Source organism: Fusibacter sp. A1 (assembly GCF_004125825.1).
Classification (GTDB): domain Bacteria; phylum Bacillota; class Clostridia; order Peptostreptococcales; family Acidaminobacteraceae; genus QQWI01.
Genome location: NZ_QQWI01000008.1, coordinates 38,369 through 55,732 on the forward strand (window position 1 = coordinate 38,369; position 17,364 = coordinate 55,732).

Consider the following 17,364-nt stretch of genomic DNA (forward strand, 5'->3'; position numbering starts at 1 on the left):
CCTCCTACGCAAATACAGAAAATCGATTTAAAATCTCTTGAGCCGATGCGGTATTGATGAGCATCGCCAACGTCTCTTCATTACTGATGGATTCTGCAATATTGGAAAGGATCATCATATGCTCATCACCGATTGCTGCGATACCGATGACTAGATGCGCGACGTTGCCATCACCAAAATCAATTCCGTCAGGGTACTGAAGAATCACAAGACCTGTTTGATTAACAAAATGTTTTGTTTCATTTGTACCATGTGGAATAGCCACGCTTGAACCGATATAGGTAGTTGTCACTTCTTCTCTGTTCAACATTCCTGTGATATAGTCGGACTTTGCATACCCGAGATCGACCAGTAGGTTTCCTGCACGTCTAATCGCATCTTCTTTTGATTCAGAAGCCAGGTTGACTTTAACGTTACTGATTGAAAGCACCTCTAGGAATTCTTCGCATATGATTTCTTCTGTTGCGGTTGTCTTCATCTTTGATGCACCGATCAGCTGTACGACAAGATCATCAAGTTGTGGATCGGTTAAAAAGTCAACTACGCCGATCATTTGCGCATCTGGTGCCTTTGCGTGTGCTCTATTCTGTAGTACCTTGTGTGTAATCACCAAATCCTCGTCTCCGGTAAGTTGATCGATCGACATGAAACCGATGTCAAAGCTACCGGTGTACTCCTTTAGTCTTTTAGTGAGTTTTGAGGCACCCATCGCACTTGATCCCATTCCAGCGTCACAGGCAAACCTAATTTTTGAAATCACAGCCGTATCCAGCTTCAAGCTTTCAACCTGATCTACCGATTCGGTTATGCTAACGCCGGTTTGTAAATTCTTACTGACACGTTTCTTTGATTCGATCGATGCTTTTGCATCTTCAAAATCAGTATCTTCAGCAGTTTTTTCGTTTTTGAGCAAGAATGCCGCAACTATAAAACTTAGACTGGTCGCGACGAGCACACCCAAGATAACACTAAGCTGCGAGCCTCGAGGTGCCATAGCCAGTAGTGCGAAAATCGACCCTGGAGAAGGTGTGGCGACAAGACCTGTACCCAAAATCGAGTAGGTGCCTATTCCACCGATACCACCTGCGATGACCGCCAGCAATAAGCTAGGTTTCATTAAAACATAAGGGAAGTATATTTCGTGAATACCTCCAAGGAAGTGAATGATCATAGCGCCTGGTGAAGATTGTTTTGCGACACCTTTTCCAAATAGCCAATATGCCAGAAGAATTCCAAGACCGGGGCCTGGATTTGTTTCAAGTAAGAAGAAGATCGACTTACCGTATTCTGCCGATTCGGCAATCCCTAAAGGTCCAAGGACACCGTGGTTGATTGCATTATTTAAGAAAAGTATTTTACCAGGTTCGATAAACAGTGCGGTTAAAGGAAGTAGGCCATGTTCCACAATAAAACCGACACCCGTTTCCAGTAACCTGTTGACGCTCAGAACGACCGGACCTATGGCAACATAGGATAGTAGGGCAAGACCCATGGCAGTAATTCCAGCACTGAAGTTGTTGACCAACATCTCAAAACCGTTAGGTATGTTTCCATCAACAAGCTCGTCGATTTTTTTGATGAGAAGTCCACCGATCGGTCCCATGATCATCGCACCGATAAACATAGGAATATCAACACCTACTACGATCCCCATCGTCGCTACCGCTCCAACCACAGCGCCTCTTGTGCCGCCGACAAGTTGTCCGCCGGTGAAGCCGATAAGTAGTGGAAGCAGGTATAAGATCATTGGGCTGACTAGAGCCGATAGACTTTCATTCGGTAACCATCCGGTCGGAATAAAGAGCGCCGTAATCAAACCCCAAGCGATAAATGCGCCTATGTTTGGCATGACCATCGCGCTTAAAAAGCGCCCTGAGTGTTGTAACCTTTGTTGTAAACTACCTTCTTTCATATGATCCCTCCAGATGATGCAAGACATAATCCAAATGTTCAATAATCGCATTTTCAAGCAATTGAATGAACACGCCTTTGTTATTTTCCATGATTGCTTGTTTTAGCTGCTTGTTTTCAAAGAGCTGCTGATTGACACTACCCACCAGATTCCTTCCCAGGTGTTCTAGATTCTTTGGAATCAACATCACCATGACATAAGAGGTACAAGCATCTTCTTTGGCTTTTCTTATCAGTCCCATCTGTACATGGTTGACTGATGTCGTGTTGCAGTGCAGTAGCCAGCCCATACCATTATCAAATATGGTCTTTCCTATCGCTTCCCTTTGCATAAGGTCTTTGACCAGAACATCTCCATGATCCGTATCGGCGAGCATTCGGACCAAATCGAAAATCTCCTGATCTTCGCTCGCCTCGCATGTTTCGAAAAAGAATCTTTCTAACATGGAAACCGCAATGGGTATATGATGGCTGATCACCTGAAGTCGTTCTACCAACGATTGATTGTTGGATTCCTCACGACTTGATTGTCTGACCTCAAGCGTCGAAAGGAGCACTTCGATCTTTTTCGCATCTTCTTCCAGAACCAGTGGACTGACCACCACCATCGGACAAGGTGCGTTTTTAATAGGAATAGTTGAAATCATCAAATCGACATCCAATTCCTTAATCTTCTTTTGAATATCTAAAGTAGATAAAACCGAGATGACCTTGATGTTCTTATATAGTTTATTGACTCTTGCCTGTAATAGTTTAGCCGAACCGATTCCAGTACTGCATGCTATCACAGCTTTCCATGGCAATTTGATTTTCTGATTTATCGATTCTATCGCCGCACCGAAATGCATGGTCAAAAATCCGACCTCAGCATCAGGTATCGTTGTTTTAAGTCTGTCTTCAAGCAATGTGCACGATTTCAATGTCGCTTCATAATAGCTCTTATACTGCGTTTTGATCTGATCCAGCAGTGGATTTACAATATCCATTCCCAATCTGATTCTTGTGAGCGCCGGACCTAAGTGATTGATAAGATCGGTTGCCAGACGTTTATGAGAAGAAAGAGAATAACTTGTTTCATCTTCCATTCTCATAATCAAAGCTTCGGCGATATGGACCAGTTCATAGTCATGCACCAGTAAATCCTGTTCTCCCGAAAAAACAGTCCTCCGCTTTGCGCCTTGCAAATGCATTGTTATATAGCCAACTTCATCATCAGGTACAAAGATCCCGAACTCTTTTGCTGTACACGTGACGATTTGTTTTGCTACGTCATATTCAGGTGACTCTTTCAATTCTTCAAGTAAAACGGTGTCAAAGTGAATCCCTTCTCCATTTAGTAGTCGCTGAACCGCTAAGGAAAGATGGATGACTAAAGCGACATAGGCGCTGTCAGCTATCTTATATTCGGTTAAGGCTCCAGAACAGTCAATTGCTTTTTCAACACCTGATAAAACACGGTCGCCGATGAAATTCAGTAGACGGTCCTTGCTATCCGGCTCTTGCTCTGAGATTCCTTCTTCAACATATTGGCTTCTGAGCAGTGAAAGCAGGTCCGGTTTTGAAAACGTGTCATTGACAAGCCGCATAATCGCAGCACGCTTATTTCTTTCTGAACCAAGGATTTCGATGCCGTAGCCTGGCTTTCTTAAAACGCCTAGGTTATTACTCTCAAGCCAACTGACAAGTTTGTCCAGATCATTGCTCACCGTCGCCTCTGACACGTTAAATAGTGAAGAAAAATAGTATAGTTTTTGTGATTCATTCGATCTTAACAGCTCTATCAATAAGAACCGTTGTCGTTCAGACGCACTAGACCATTTTTCTACTTGTATGCCGTCAAGCGATTTTGAAAGCAATAGCTTCTGATCAATCGTTCCCTTGATTGTCGCGCCTTTGCCGGTTACTTTCTCGACTTCAATCCCAAACTCAGACACATAACTTTCTATACTAGGCATTTCTCTGATTACCGTTCTCGTGCTGACCTTCAGTTTATCGGCCAACTCTTGATTGGTAAGATAATCCCCGTTTTGCAACATATGTTGAAGCAGCTGCTTCGCCCTTTTACTTAATGCATTCATCTCATCACTCCTTGTGACACACCTGAAGAATATAATTAATTATACTACGGTACACCTCATATAACACCCTAAACTTCTAGATTTATGTCATTCAAGAGAGTGACAACTCTGAATAATATAATTTAAAATTTCAGCGCCTACAGGTAGCAGGCGCTGAAATCGTTCCTATTTTAATCGTTGAACCAGTTGATCATATACAGGATTGTTTACAAAATCCTTAATTGAAATATGTTCCGCCTTAGGGGCTTTCGCCATCGCTCTGGCAGTCAACCTTTCATGGCTGATTACGATATCCGCATCGGATGGAACTTCATCAACCGCACTGTGTTTTACTTCAATCGATAGTCCGGCTGCTTTTAACTTGCTCTTCAATGAAGACGCACCCATCGCACTCGACCCCATACCTGCATCACATGCAAAAATGATTTTTTTAACTTGACCACTCTTCACACCTTTTAAAGCTTTCACTTTTTCTTGTGCATCTTCAAGTTCTTGGTCCGAACCTGAAACTTTGCTTCTTTTTACAAAGAAGGATGCGATAAAGAAGGAAACCGCTGTAGAAATCGCTACTCCGGCGATCACACCAAAGAAACCACCTTTTGGCGTCATTGCAAGTAGTGCGAAAATCGAACCTGGTGATGGTGTAGCAACAAGACCCGCACCCAACATCGTAAAGGTAAGCACACCACTCATACCGCCTCCGATTACAGCAAGTAATAAAGCAGGATTCATCAATACGTAAGGGAAGTAAATCTCATGGATACCACCCAAGAAATGAATGATAACAGCGCCTGGTGCCGATTGTTTGACCATGCCTTTGCCAAACATCCAGTAAGCAAGCAATATCCCTAGTCCTGGACCAGGATTTGTTTCAAGTAAGAAGAAAATTGACTTTCCAAGTTCTGCCGATTGAGCAATTCCAAGCGGACTTAAGACACCGTGGTTGATTGCATTATTAAGGAAAAGAATTTTACCCGGCTCAATAAATGCCGACGTCAACGGTAGTAGACCTGCATTGACGATCAGTTGAACGCCACCTTCTAAAATTGAATTTAGACCTTGAACAAGAGGACCAATTGCTACAAGTCCGGCAAGTGCAAGCAACATACCGACGATTCCTGCAGAAAAGTTATTCACTAACATTTCAAAACCGCTAGGTATTTTTCCTTCAACCGCTTCGTCTACTTTTTTAATGACGAAACCGGCGAACGGCCCCATAATCATAGCGCCTAGGAACATTGGAATGTCAGTACCGACAATCACTCCCATTGAAGCGATGGCGCCAAGTACTCCACCTCTTGTCCCTGCAATCATTTTACCACCAGTATAACCGATCAATAATGGCAACATATAAAGAATCATTGGTCCTACAAGTGCTGCAAGACCTTCATTTGGCATCCAGCCGGTTGGAATGAAGAGCGCTGTAATCAATCCCCAAGCGATAAATGCACCGATATTCGGCATAACCATACCCGACAAGACACGACCGAACTTTTGAATCCGATCCTTAGCAGCCAGTTTTTCACTTGCTGCGATTTTTACTTTTGTAGCTTCCACTGTTTGTCCCCCTTCATTAGAAAACGTGTTATAGGTACCTACTTACCATTTGAATTCATGATGATTATGCACTAAAAAACGTTTTCTTGCCTCCACGACTTATTAAGACTTTGTCATATCTCAGGTGACAAAATTAAAAGGACTTCAAGTTAATGAAGTCCTTTCATCCTGAAGACATAGTCTTCAGGATGGCAGGCTGTAGAGAAAGTTCAAGTTCAAGGAAAAAGAAAACCCTGCGGGCGCAGCGTATACAGACATACGTAAGCGTGCAGGGTTTTTGAATTGACGCAGAAATTGGACTTTGTCTACGGCCTGAAAGGACTTCAAATTAATGAAGTCCTTTTAGTGATGAAACTAGCGTTCCCATGGTAGTTTACCACCATTTTTTTTGATATTCATAAAACCGATCCAAGACATTGCTGATGTTGCAATCGTTACGACTGCACAGATGCTTACTAGCGTGAAAATCCCTTTTGAATGCTTTCCATGACAGCAGGCCTTTTTCGTAGCTTTGGGGTGAAACTCTTTCACGTACTTTGGTATTTTTTTACCTGTTTTTTTATTGTTCATAGCAACTCCTTAAATTGTAATTAGCATGTTAGACCTGTACTATACCTACCCATAAATCTCAAATTATAACTAATTCATCAGAATTGCACCATAAATGCTCAACCATTTATGGCGTGAGTGATAATCAGGGTAGCTAGACTCAACCAGCTGCCAGAATTCACTTGAATGATTCAAATGTTTTAAATGACACAGTTCATGAACGATGATCGCATCGATCACTTCAATCGGCGCTTTGATCAGTCTCCAGTTCAAGTTGATGTTTCTTTTTGACGAGCAGCTTCCCCATCTGGTTTTCTGATCCTTAATGAAGATTCGATTCGGTCTTAAATCAAGCCTATCGCTATAATGATCGACTTGTTCCTTCAGTTTCAATTTTGCCATGTCCTTATACCACTGTATGAGAACTTGATCGATATAAGCGCGTTCAACACTCGGTGCGGTGATTTCAAGAACACTTTCTCTCCTCACTACGCTTGCATGATTTTTACCCTTGTCTTCTTTGGTGACCAGAGACAATACGTTGCCTAAAAACAGCACTTGACGCTCGGGGTCGCTTATCAGGGTATTTCTTTTATTATGATTTAGCTTCATTTTGATTCTATGCTTATCAATCCAGTCCCTTTTTTCATTGATCAAGTCGAACAAGCTCTTTTCACTGGTATGAAAAGGGGTTCTCACCTCAACCACATCCTGCGAAATCAATCGAAGTTCTGTCGACTTTCTGTTTGAATAGTGCACATTGACTTTAAAAGGTAGATGGTCCAATCTATGATGTTTCACTTCTGTCTACTCTCCATTTCCTGCAACACTAAAAATCATAGCTCGATGCCTTTCGATTTCAAGGCTCTTTTGACCCTTGCCAGCTGACTCTTGTTTAAATGCTCTAAACGGTCTGAAACGATCTTCACGATAGCGTCTTTGTTATCCTCATTTAGAATCACCATATAATCCTCCACCCGCTTTCCAAAATCGATAGGTCTGCAAGCTTCTAGGTACTTGATCAGTACAGGATATAATTTATCGTAATAGGACGTCTTGACCTCACAAAGCGCAAGCAAGATCTTAATGCCTGTTACATGCGTAATTAAAGTACCAGTTTCTGTCAAATGGAGTATCTTGTCGATATGGGCATACACTTTTTCATGTTCGATTTTTGCGACATTCCAGATGGCGATCATCGCCCCCCAGACCATACGGTTGTTCTTGCTAGTCAATAGCTTAAGATACTGGTCGATATAGTTTGAGGACAATTGCGGATTGATATAGCCTGCCTCATACAATACTTTTAAGCAATCGCTGGCGATCGATTTATTCTTATCGAACAGATAGCTGGCGATCTCATCCATCCCCGCCACGTCATTTGCAATGGCCAAACCTTTTGCAAGCTCTTGGTTTGGCACTTCACTTCGTATGCCCTTTAAATAAGAAATCTGTTCAATATACGACATAGGTCCTCCTTCATAGCTATCAACTTACAACTACAATTATACCCCATTAACGCATCAAAAACAAAAAAAACAAGGCGAACCGGTCGCCTTGTCCATCCCTAATACAGGATATCAGTTTCTTCCTCTTCTATTGCCATTTCCTTTTCCAGCTCCTTGCCCACCGGCACCGGATCCGTCCTGTAATCTTTGACCGTTACCCTGACCGTTCATCATTTTCTGACCTAGGTTAAACTGGTCTCTCAAGATATGAGTTTGTGTTCCATCACATGCTGCAAGTGCTGCCAAAATCTCGTCCGCTTCCGCTTGAGTCAACTCATCCTTTGCAACAAGCTCTGCTATCCACAACTCTTTTGCACCAAAAGCCGCATCCTTAAAGGCTTCATAGACATCGTACTTTTCTGCGAGTTCACCAAAGGTCAGACCGGACTCCAATTTTAAGTCATAGGCCTCATCCTCTGAAACATCGATTAGATCCGCAAAGATAGAAGCTGGTCCAAATACACCGTCTGCAAATGAGAATACCATCATGCCCATCACCATCATACCTACTAGTGTTACTGCTAAGATTTTTTTCATGTTCTTTCTCCTTTCAATATAAGCATTGTTTGTATAGTCTTATACTACGCTGCTTATGTGACAGAAGTGTGGCAGTTTAATGTAAGTTCACCACTTTCGTCCGATCAGGAACGAATCAAGAACCTTATTTGTTTTTTTCTTTTCCTTAATAGGGGTAATACTGATCGTGTCCCACAACCTATCGTAAAGGGTGGTTCTAATCTGGGCGATATTCAGCTTCTTATAGAGGCTTGAAATGGTAATCAGCCCTTCTATCGTCGCAAGTATTTCAATTGCTGCTTTTTCCACTTCAAGCGCCAGCTCGATTTCGCCAAGATTCACACCACGGTTGAGTATGTTGATGATGATCGCGATAAGAGAATCATAATACGCCGTGATTTCTTCAGCAATATGGTCAAATCGATTTGCAGAAAGTTGAAAAATGGCACTTATATTGGTCGATCCGTTCAAATCGCTACCGATAAGAGCGGATAAGTTCTGATTGCAGTCCAAAATCGACTCAAAAAAACCCTGCAACTGAACTTTGCAAGGATCGTGGTCGATCACATGCCGGTTTATCGTGGACAATACCTCATCTATAATAAGATGCACGCCATGAGCGAGCAGGTCTTCTTTTGACTTGTAATGATAGTAGATAGATGGTTTTTTAATTCCGACTTCATTTGCTATTTGCTCTAACGAAGTATACTCGTAACCTTGAGTAATGAAATACTTCAGTGAAACCCTGCATATTTTATCTTTAGTTGTCATACCTACCTCCGTTAGGTTATTATAACGCGCGTATAAAATTATGTAAAGTTTCGCTCTTGTGATTTTCGGGTTTTACATTATAATGTAAATTGCGAGGTATATACAGATGAAGAATAACACACAATACAAACCATACATAGCTGCAAACACGGTACTTCCAGAACTGACAATCACATCCATCGTTATGGGTATTATACTGGCCATCATTTTTGGCGCTGTAAACGCCTACCTAGGACTAAAGGTTGGTATGACCATATCCGCATCCATTCCTGCCGCAGTCGTATCGATGAGTCTTACACGCTTTTTAATGAAAAGGGATTCGATCTTAGAAAACAACATGGTCCAGACCATCGGGTCTGCCGGCGAGTCACTCGCCGCAGGATCCATATTCACCATTCCTGCGATTTTTATCTGGACATCCAAATCTGGACTTGAAGCCCCTACGCTTGCGACACTCACTGCTATCGCAGTGGTTGGCGGGCTACTGGGCGTGCTGTTTATGATTCCACTCAGGCGGGCACTGATTGTAAAGGAACACGGAGTGCTTCCTTACCCCGAAGGGTCTGCCTGCGCAGATGTGCTTTTAGCCGGCGAGACAAAAGGACAAGAAGCGAAAGCAACCTTTACAGGCATGTTTATCGGTGCAGTGTACAAGTTCTTAACCGATGGCATCCACCTGTTCGCCTCTAGACTTGCCATTACACTACCAAAACCCTATCCTGCTACCATCGGTGGTGAATTTTTACCTGCTATTGTAGGCGTAGGCTTTATCATAGGTAAACGAACAGCAGGTCTTATCCTATCAGGTTCCTTGCTCGGTTGGCTGGTATTCATCCCATTAATCGATGCGGTAGGCTTTGAGTTTACGACATTTAGTATGGCAAGCAGCTCCGTGCTTAACCCTGAGTGGATTTGGAATCAAAATATACGATATATCGGTGTCGGAGCAGTCGCCTTCGGAGGCGCGCTTTCACTGATCAGTTCACTGCCCCTTATCTACAGGACAATCGTAGACACCATAAAGGACTATAAACTGAGCGGGACCCATTCGATGATCAGAACCGAAAAGGATTTGCCCATCACCTCGGTACTTCTTGGCATCCTAATTCTGTTTCTTGCCATGGTGACACTTCCTATTCTAAAGTTGAATATTCTTAGTGCGATCATCGTGATCATACTTGGTTATTTCTTTGCTACTATTTCATCCAGAATAGTTGGTCTTGTGGGCAGCTCCTCCAATCCGATCTCTGGTATGACAATGGCTACACTTATCTTTACTGGTAGCATCTTTAAGCTTTTTAACGATGTCGATAACGACATGATCATGTCCCTATTTATCGTCGGATCCATCATCTGCATCATCATCGCCATGGCCGGGGATACGTCTCAGGACTTGAAAACAGGATTTATCGTAGGAGCCACTCCCATCAAGCAGCAAATCGGAGAGATGATCGGCGTTATCGCATCTGCAAGCGCCCTTGGCTTCGTGTTACTTCTCTTTCATTCGGCATGGGGATTCGGCACACCAGAACTCCCTGCTCCTCAGGCCACACTTATCGAACTGGTCGTCGAAGGAATGATGAACGGCAATCTGCCATGGACTCTGATACTTGTCGGTGTCGGTGTCGGAATCATCTTGGTGGTACTGGATATACCGGTCTTACCCGTAGCGATCGGCCTATACCTTCCAATACATTTATCAACCGTCATGTTTCTGGGTGGACTTTTAAGAAACTGGATCGAAGAAGGATCCTTTGACTGGGACAACCATAAGCGTAAGCTAAAGCTCGATTCCGGCATCTTGTTCTCATCAGGTCTGATCGCCGGCGAAGGCGTCATCGGAATACTGTTCGCAAGTCTTTCCGCTGTAGGCATAAATTTATCCTTGGGAATCGACCTTGGTTTTATGGGAACCTTAAGTATTTTTAGTTTACTCTTCTATTCTCTGATGAAATTTTCTGTTATGTACAACCCCAATAAGTAACCTGTAGCCGAAGCATAAGAGCTTCGGCTATTTTTTTAACGCAAAAAAAAAAATATGAAATGAATATATATACACTTAAAATGTATAATACGCATATTTCGACACTTGTTACACCATGTTAACAAAAACATCCGTACCGATTACTCAATTTTTTTGCAATAAACATGCATATGGACCGTCAAAGCACTTATTTCAACTGTCTACCATTTGGTAGGCACGGCAAAGTTAAATGCACCTACCGATGTTAGGTGACTACCTACCCCTTATATCTATGATATGAAAACGTTTTTCCGTAAGTTGAGGCCTCTTGTTTTCTGTTTGTATTCTTATTATAATCATGCATGTAGAAGATCTTCTCCTGAATGTGCGCACATTAGTGGTTTTATTCAATACTAATTATGAGGGGGAACACTTCATGTCAAATCAAAATGACACTCAAGCGTTTAAGCCGTATATCTCGGCTGATCGTATTATGCCTGAATTCACACTTACATCGATCCTACTTGGTATTATCCTTGCCGTCGTATTCGGTGCTGCTAATGCCTACCTTGGTTTAAAAGTAGGAATGACAATTTCAGCTTCTATTCCAGCTGCAGTTATCTCAATGGGTGTTATCCGCGTAATACTAAGAAAAGAATCAATCCTTGAAAACAACATGGTACAAACCATCGGTTCTGCCGGTGAATCACTAGCTGCTGGTGCGATCTTCACACTACCGGCCTTATACATCTGGTCAACTGAATGGGGATTAGGTGCACCAAGTCTACTTACTATAACTGCAATCGCACTTTGTGGTGGTCTACTTGGCGTATTCTTCATGGTTCCACTTCGTAAAGCTCTGATCGTAAAAGAGCATGGCGTGCTTCCATACCCGGAAGGTACTGCTTGTGCCGAAGTACTACTTGCCGGTGAAGAAGGTGGCTCTAAGGCGAAACTTACTTTCACAGGTCTTGGAATCGGTGCGATCTACAAATTCTTTACAGATGGATTCAAATTGTTCCCAAGTGAAATCGAAACAGCAATCCCTGGTTACCAAGGTGCTGCGATCGGTGCAGATGTATTACCTGCTCTATTAGGTGTTGGTTTCATCATCGGACCAAAAATTTCTGCTTACATGCTTGGTGGTGCCGTAATCGGTTGGTTCGGTTTTATTCCACTAATCGCCAATATCGGTTCAATGGGCGAAGTCATCATGTATCCTGCATCAGTGCCAATCAGCGAACTAGGCTACTGGGGTATCTGGAACTACTACATCAGATATGTCGGTGCTGGCGCTGTAGCATTTGGTGGTGTTTACAGCCTTGTAAAATCACTGCCTTTGATTGTACAAACATTTAAAGATGCGATGAAAGATTACTCAGGCGGTATCGGCAGCATCTCAAGCCTTAGAACTGACAAAGACATGTCGATGAAAGTCGTACTGATCGGTTCACTAACTGTTATTCTTGCAATGGCGATGTTACCGATTATCCCGGTTGGCATCATCGGAGCACTTATGATCGCAGTCTTAGGATTCTTCTTTGCAACTGTATCATCAAGAATCGTCGGTCTTGTAGGTTCATCGTCAAATCCAGTTTCTGGTATGACAATCGCAACACTGATCATCACAGCAATCATCTTCAAAACAACTGGTAATGACGGTCAAGCAGGCATGATAGCGACACTTACGGTTGGCGCAATCATCTGTATCATCGCTGCAATGGCCGGTGATACGTCACAGGATTTAAAAACAGGTTTCTTAGTAGGCGCGACACCAAGAAAACAACAGTACGGTGAAATTATCGGTGCGGTTGCTGCAGCACTTGCTATCGGTGGCGTTTTAACACTGCTAAACAACGCATGGGGATTCGGCTCTGCAGAACTTCCAGCACCTCAGGCAACACTTATGAGACTTGTTATCGAAGGCGTTATGGGCGGAAACTTGCCATGGTCACTAGTATTCACTGGTATCGGCATGGGTATCGCCATCGAACTTTTGGGTCTTCCTGTACTTCCAATAGCAATCGGCCTTTACTTGCCAATCCACCTTTCTACACCTATCATGGTTGGTGGTTTACTACGTGGGGTACTTGATAAACGTCTTACAAACAAGATATACAACGAAATCAACATCAAAGACAAAATCGAATCCGGTATCTTATACGCATCCGGCTTAATCGCTGGAGAAGGTCTGATCGGTATTCTACTTGCGGTATTCGCAGTGGCAAACATCAATCTAAACCTTGGAATCGACTTAGGTCAAATAGGAGCACTAGTATTCTTTGGTCTACTGACATTTACACTTTACAAAGCGTCAATCGGTAAAAAGAATTTACTGGACAAAAAATAAGAGGATGATATGGGGGAACAAGCTTCCCCCCTTATCTCTAAAGCGAGGAATAACATGGCTAAAAAACAAGCTAACTTTTTAGATTTGGTACCTAAAAAAATCAGTAGTGTCCAGTGGATCGTTTTGGACAATGGTTGTATTCAGATTCAGATACCTAGAATGTCTTGGCTGGATAAGGCAGTCAGGTTATTTGCAAGAACACCTGAAGTCATGAAGATCGACTTGGACGAATACGGAAGTTTTATTTGGAAATCCATCGATGGAACAAAAACCACACACGAACTATGCGAAGAGCTGAATAATGCGTTTGGCGCGGATATCGAACCCTTATACGAGCGATTCGGTGCCTATGTCAACATACTCAAAAACAACAACTTCATCAAGATATAGGAGAGACTCATGCAAATCGTCTTTGAAATACTCCTTTTGGCAGTCACCCTCACCTTTTTAATGGCTTGGGGAACAATCAAGAAACAGCGTAAACACGATGAACTTATCCATCAACTCTTATACAAATGCGAAAAAAAGGTGCTAAAAGCCTTTGAACATAAAGATCAGCTCTCACTAACCGAAATTGAAATGATGATTGAAGGTACCAAAGCCTCTCTGTTTTGGTCAAAAGACAAAGTAGAGATCACAGATGCGAGGCTCATGAGCGGTCAAATCATCAAGACCCTTGTCGACAAGAAAATTTTAACGCAAATCAGTAAAAACAAGTTCACATTGATTAAGGAGTAACCATGACAGACCTACTAAAAGACTTGCAACCTAACCGCCTTTGGCATCATTTTGAGTCACTCACACGTATTCCGCGTGAATCTGGAAACGAAAAAGCGGTCAGCGACTTTTTAACAGCATTTGCCAAAGGACTTGGACTCGATGTGATTCAAGAGCCATCGATGAATGTCATCATAAAGAAGAAAGCGTCAACAGGCTACGAAAATCACAAGACCGTCATCATTCAAGGACATATGGACATGGTTTGCGTCAAAGAAGACGATCTGGAATTTGATTTTGGCAAAGATCCGATTCCGCTTGTGATCGACGGCGACCTCATAAAAACAAAAGGCACCACCTTAGGCGCCGACAACGGTATAGCGGTCGCCATGGCGATGGCCATTTTAGAAGACAAGACACTTGTTCACCCACCCTTGCAAGTGCTCATCACCATAGCTGAAGAAACCGGCATGGACGGTGTCATGGCGCTTGACCCTGCAAATATAACAGGCGATATCCTAATCAACCTTGATTCTGAAGAAGAAGGTGTTCTACTTTCCTCATGTGCTGGTGGCGTTAACAATATCATCACACTTCCTATCACAAAACAAGCAGCCTCTTATGACACCGCCTTCAAAATCGTCATCAAAGGACTATTGGGTGGACATTCGGGAGTTGAAATACACAAACGCCGTGCAAATGCCATAGTTTGCGCCGGTAGACTCCTATACCTGCTTAAAACTAAGTTAAACTTTGAAATTGCGGGCATTCATGGTGGTGACAAACCAAATGCCATTCCTAAACGATCGGAAGTCGTTGTCATTTGCTCAAAAGCGGATACAGACCTATTGAGAACTTCTGTTTCAGAAATCGAACATTTACTTAAAAACGAAGTCGAACTTTCAGATGCCGAAGTGACAATCGAACTACAAGAAACAGAACTTCCTGTTGAAGCCTACGACCATAACTCAGCACAAAAAACGGTACAGCTTCTAATGCTGCTTCCTGATGCGGTGCAGACGATGAGCGCCGGTATCGAAGGCCTTGTAGAAAGTTCGATCAATTTAGGCATACTTGATCAAAACGAGCAATCGCTCGTATTCACAAGTGCTGTAAGAAGTTCAGTCGCATCACTTAAAGACATGATCAATCAAAAAATCGGTCTAACCTGCGACTTGATCGGTGCGGATATGAGACTGGAGTCCGATTACCCTTCATGGCCATTCAAAGCGGTATCTGAAACCCGCGAGCTAATGAAAGAAGTCTACGAAGAGATGTTCTCAAAATCGCTTAAGGTTGACGCCCTGCACGCCGGTCTTGAGTGCGGTTTTCTCATTGAAAAAGTCGGAGACATCGACATGGTGTCGCTTGGCCCCGACCTAAATGATGTACATACACCAAAAGAGAACTTAAGCATCAGCTCTACAAAGCGTGTGTATGATTTTTTACTCGAAGTGCTTACTCGTATTTAATCCATAACAAAGACACACATTCCACCTTGTCGGGTTCACATGGAATGTGTGTCTTTGTCTTATCTTTTATTTACGCTGCATGCCCTATATCCGCCTTTGAAAACTCGTCCCTTTTGCATCTTTAGCTTATCCGCAAGTTTTAACGGGCTATCCACCTGATTCTCCTCACATGCCTTAATAATGACATTCGCACACGCAAGACAGTCGTCGAGCGCATCATGGTGTTTGAACTTGAAGTTCAAAAACCTAGACATGCTGTCAAGCTTATGGTTTATCAGGTCCGGCCACGTCTTCTGAGCGACCTTTACAGAGCAAAGATAATCAAAACTTGGATAATCTATCCCATATAGATCAAGCGATTTTCTGAGCACGCTCATATCGAAACTGGCGTTATGGGCGATCACGAGCTGATTTTCAAGTTTTTCCTTAAAAACAAGTTGATAGAGCTCGTCAAACTCAGGCTCGTCGATGACTTGTTCGGGTCTAATACCGTGTATCGCGATATTCATCCCGTCAAACCTCATATCGTCGGGCCTGATCAGCCAAGCATCCTTCTCAACCACCACACCATCAACAACCTTCACAATCCCAAGCGCGCAGGCACTCGCCCTCTTACTATTCGCAGTTTCAAAATCAATCACAGTAAAATTCATAAACATCCCTTTTCTAGTCAAAATCAGTGTCTTACTAGACAATACCATACTCCAACCCACAAAACCACAAAAACAAGATTTTGACTAAAAGCCCACTAAAAAATTTATCATTTCCTGAAGGTTTTTCTTGCATTTGAAGCGTAGCGCCTTAAATAAACATGTTCAGATGAATTATAACGTTATTGTTGAGGTTGTAACTTGCTACCTACTTAAGGGTTTGCTACAAAGTTCCCTTAGTGTGGTTTTATAATTGCACTTTTCATTGCCCTTCTAATCACTAAAACCGCTAATCAAAAACTTAATCCTCTCCTTCATCACGTCTTTAACAATTTCCTTATCCTGAAAAATGTCGAACTCGTGGTATGCACCTATTATCTTGTTCAGCGCGACTTCCACATCCGATTTTCTAAGTTTATCCGCATACAGCTCACCCTCGTCCCTTAAGGAGTCGAATTCGGCCACCTCGATATAGGCCTTGGGCAGATTGGTCAAGTCGTCATGCATCAGTGGCGCGCTGTAGAGCTGTTCAGTAAGATCGGTACTTCGCAAATAGAGCCTCCACATTCTTTTATTGAGCTTGGAGTTCCAAAATGGAGTATCATCAAAGTCCTGCATGCTTTGTGTATTAAGACGTTCATCGATCACAGGATAAATCAGCACCTGAAACTTAGGTGTAAAGATCTTTCTATCCCTAAGCATCTGAGCGACACAGGCAGCCAGCGCCCCACCGGCGCTATCTCCGGCAAGACCTATTCTTTCTCGATCGATGCCCAAGGTCTCAGCGTGTTCATAAACCCATTTGGCTCCTTCATAACAGTCCTCAACCGGAATAGGAAAAAGATGGTTGGCAGAAGTCCTGTAATTGACCACCACCACTTTACACTTGGCCCCCAGTGCATACCTCATTGCCAAATCATGTGTGATAGCTGTCGCTTTTAAGGCGAATCCGCCTCCGTGATAATAGACAAGGACAGGAACTTTGGCATCCACATTCACCGGTTCATACACCGACGCACTGATTGCATATTTCTTATATCCTTTAAACCAATATTTTTTTGACCGGATCTCGGCAGGCTTCTTAACAAAAAGGCAATTAAGTACCGCATACAGATTGTAGATGTTGCTTCCCAGTCTGGTCATATAGAATTCAGACAACTGATAACTGGACTGGTCTTTGAGTTCAGGGTGAATTGCATATTTCTCGTTTAACATGGCCCACCTCGGTTAAGTTAATCATTGGCATTAGTGCTTATATCCGCTATATACCCATCCTACATAACTGAATAACCATTGGTTTGTCAAAAGGAAGCCGACCATCA

15 protein-coding genes are annotated in these 17,364 nt (G+C 42.8%); 5 read left to right on the forward strand and 10 right to left on the reverse strand.

Features of this window, described 5'->3' with window-relative positions; translation table 11 throughout:
• Positions 1-4: 4 nt before the first annotated feature.
• The 8 genes from DWB64_RS12340 to DWB64_RS12375 all read right to left on the reverse strand — a co-directional run bounded on the left by DWB64_RS12340 (position 5) and on the right by DWB64_RS12375 (position 8,890).
• Positions 5-1,912: a PTS mannitol transporter subunit IICBA gene (locus DWB64_RS12340; RefSeq protein ID WP_129488558.1), complete on the reverse strand. Its 1,908-nt coding sequence runs from the start codon at positions 1,910-1,912 to the stop codon at positions 5-7.
• The gene (locus DWB64_RS12345; protein ID WP_129488559.1) at positions 1,899-3,989 is read right to left on the reverse strand and encodes a transcription antiterminator; all 2,091 of its coding nucleotides are present in this window, start codon (positions 3,987-3,989) and stop codon (positions 1,899-1,901) included. The genes DWB64_RS12340 and DWB64_RS12345 overlap by 14 nt, the downstream gene beginning before the upstream one ends.
• A gap of 165 nt (positions 3,990-4,154) precedes the next feature.
• Complete coding sequence (locus DWB64_RS12350; protein WP_348983811.1) at positions 4,155-5,546, reverse strand: PTS mannitol transporter subunit IICBA; 1,392 nt, start codon at positions 5,544-5,546, stop codon at positions 4,155-4,157.
• 354 nt (positions 5,547-5,900) lie between these two features.
• Positions 5,901-6,116 carry a hypothetical protein gene (locus DWB64_RS12355; RefSeq protein WP_129488560.1) on the reverse strand — a complete coding sequence of 72 codons (216 nt, stop codon included), beginning with the start codon at positions 6,114-6,116 and terminating at the stop codon, positions 5,901-5,903.
• 69 nt (positions 6,117-6,185) lie between these two features.
• Positions 6,186-6,896 (reverse strand): M48 family metallopeptidase, encoded by a 711-nt coding sequence (locus DWB64_RS12360; RefSeq protein WP_129488561.1) that lies wholly within the window; start codon positions 6,894-6,896, stop codon positions 6,186-6,188.
• A gap of 35 nt (positions 6,897-6,931) precedes the next feature.
• Entirely contained in the window at positions 6,932-7,564 is a 633-nt protein-coding gene (locus tag DWB64_RS12365) for a hypothetical protein (RefSeq protein ID WP_129488562.1), read from the reverse strand.
• Between the two features lie 111 nt (positions 7,565-7,675).
• Positions 7,676-8,140: a hypothetical protein gene (locus DWB64_RS12370; RefSeq protein ID WP_129488563.1), complete on the reverse strand. Its 465-nt coding sequence runs from the start codon at positions 8,138-8,140 to the stop codon at positions 7,676-7,678.
• 87 nt (positions 8,141-8,227) lie between these two features.
• Positions 8,228-8,890: a TetR/AcrR family transcriptional regulator gene (locus DWB64_RS12375; RefSeq protein WP_129488564.1), complete on the reverse strand. Its 663-nt coding sequence runs from the start codon at positions 8,888-8,890 to the stop codon at positions 8,228-8,230.
• Between the two features lie 106 nt (positions 8,891-8,996).
• On the opposite strand from DWB64_RS12375, the gene DWB64_RS12380 reads away from it, so the two are divergent.
• The 5 genes from DWB64_RS12380 to DWB64_RS12400 all read left to right on the forward strand — a co-directional run bounded on the left by DWB64_RS12380 (position 8,997) and on the right by DWB64_RS12400 (position 15,392).
• Positions 8,997-10,874 carry an OPT family oligopeptide transporter gene (locus DWB64_RS12380; RefSeq protein ID WP_129488565.1) on the forward strand — a complete coding sequence of 626 codons (1,878 nt, stop codon included), beginning with the start codon at positions 8,997-8,999 and terminating at the stop codon, positions 10,872-10,874.
• A 415-nt stretch (positions 10,875-11,289) separates the two neighbouring features.
• Positions 11,290-13,203, forward strand: a complete 1,914-nt coding sequence (locus DWB64_RS12385; protein WP_129488566.1) for an OPT family oligopeptide transporter — start codon at positions 11,290-11,292, stop codon at positions 13,201-13,203.
• Between the two features lie 54 nt (positions 13,204-13,257).
• The gene (locus tag DWB64_RS12390; protein WP_164980393.1) at positions 13,258-13,593 is read left to right on the forward strand and encodes a PqqD family protein; all 336 of its coding nucleotides are present in this window, start codon (positions 13,258-13,260) and stop codon (positions 13,591-13,593) included.
• Between the two features lie 9 nt (positions 13,594-13,602).
• Entirely contained in the window at positions 13,603-13,941 is a 339-nt protein-coding gene (locus DWB64_RS12395) for a hypothetical protein (protein ID WP_129488568.1), read from the forward strand.
• Positions 13,942-13,943: 2 nt separating this feature from the next.
• A complete protein-coding gene (locus DWB64_RS12400; RefSeq protein ID WP_129488569.1) occupies positions 13,944-15,392 on the forward strand; it encodes an aminoacyl-histidine dipeptidase in 1,449 nt (482 codons plus the stop codon).
• Between the two features lie 59 nt (positions 15,393-15,451).
• Here DWB64_RS12400 and DWB64_RS12405 read toward each other — a convergent pair whose 3' ends face one another.
• Together DWB64_RS12405 and DWB64_RS12410 are read right to left on the reverse strand one after the other, a co-directional pair.
• On the reverse strand, positions 15,452-16,087 hold the full coding sequence (locus DWB64_RS12405; RefSeq protein WP_164980394.1) for an exonuclease domain-containing protein: 636 nt from the start codon (positions 16,085-16,087) through the stop codon (positions 15,452-15,454).
• Positions 16,088-16,315: 228 nt separating this feature from the next.
• Positions 16,316-17,257 carry an alpha/beta hydrolase gene (locus DWB64_RS12410; RefSeq protein WP_129488571.1) on the reverse strand — a complete coding sequence of 314 codons (942 nt, stop codon included), beginning with the start codon at positions 17,255-17,257 and terminating at the stop codon, positions 16,316-16,318.
• Between the last annotated feature and the right edge of the window lie 107 nt (positions 17,258-17,364).

What these genes read in the sequence shown, in the direction of transcription:
- DWB64_RS12375 (WP_129488564.1), bottom strand. Translation starts at nt 8,890, where the DNA reads ATGACAACTAAAGATAAAATATGCAGGGTTTCACTGAAGTATTTCATT.
- DWB64_RS12390 (WP_164980393.1), top strand. Translation starts at nt 13,258, where the DNA reads ATGGCTAAAAAACAAGCTAACTTTTTAGATTTGGTACCTAAAAAAATC.
- DWB64_RS12385 (WP_129488566.1), top strand. Translation starts at nt 11,290, where the DNA reads ATGTCAAATCAAAATGACACTCAAGCGTTTAAGCCGTATATCTCGGCT.
- DWB64_RS12340 (WP_129488558.1), bottom strand. Translation starts at nt 1,912, where the DNA reads ATGAAAGAAGGTAGTTTACAACAAAGGTTACAACACTCAGGGCGCTTT.
- DWB64_RS12365 (WP_129488562.1), bottom strand. Translation starts at nt 7,564, where the DNA reads ATGTCGTATATTGAACAGATTTCTTATTTAAAGGGCATACGAAGTGAA.
- DWB64_RS12395 (WP_129488568.1), top strand. Translation starts at nt 13,603, where the DNA reads ATGCAAATCGTCTTTGAAATACTCCTTTTGGCAGTCACCCTCACCTTT.
- DWB64_RS12370 (WP_129488563.1), bottom strand. Translation starts at nt 8,140, where the DNA reads ATGAAAAAAATCTTAGCAGTAACACTAGTAGGTATGATGGTGATGGGC.
- DWB64_RS12380 (WP_129488565.1), top strand. Translation starts at nt 8,997, where the DNA reads ATGAAGAATAACACACAATACAAACCATACATAGCTGCAAACACGGTA.
- DWB64_RS12355 (WP_129488560.1), bottom strand. Translation starts at nt 6,116, where the DNA reads ATGAACAATAAAAAAACAGGTAAAAAAATACCAAAGTACGTGAAAGAG.
- DWB64_RS12400 (WP_129488569.1), top strand. Translation starts at nt 13,944, where the DNA reads ATGACAGACCTACTAAAAGACTTGCAACCTAACCGCCTTTGGCATCAT.
- DWB64_RS12345 (WP_129488559.1), bottom strand. Translation starts at nt 3,989, where the DNA reads ATGAATGCATTAAGTAAAAGGGCGAAGCAGCTGCTTCAACATATGTTG.
- DWB64_RS12410 (WP_129488571.1), bottom strand. Translation starts at nt 17,257, where the DNA reads ATGTTAAACGAGAAATATGCAATTCACCCTGAACTCAAAGACCAGTCC.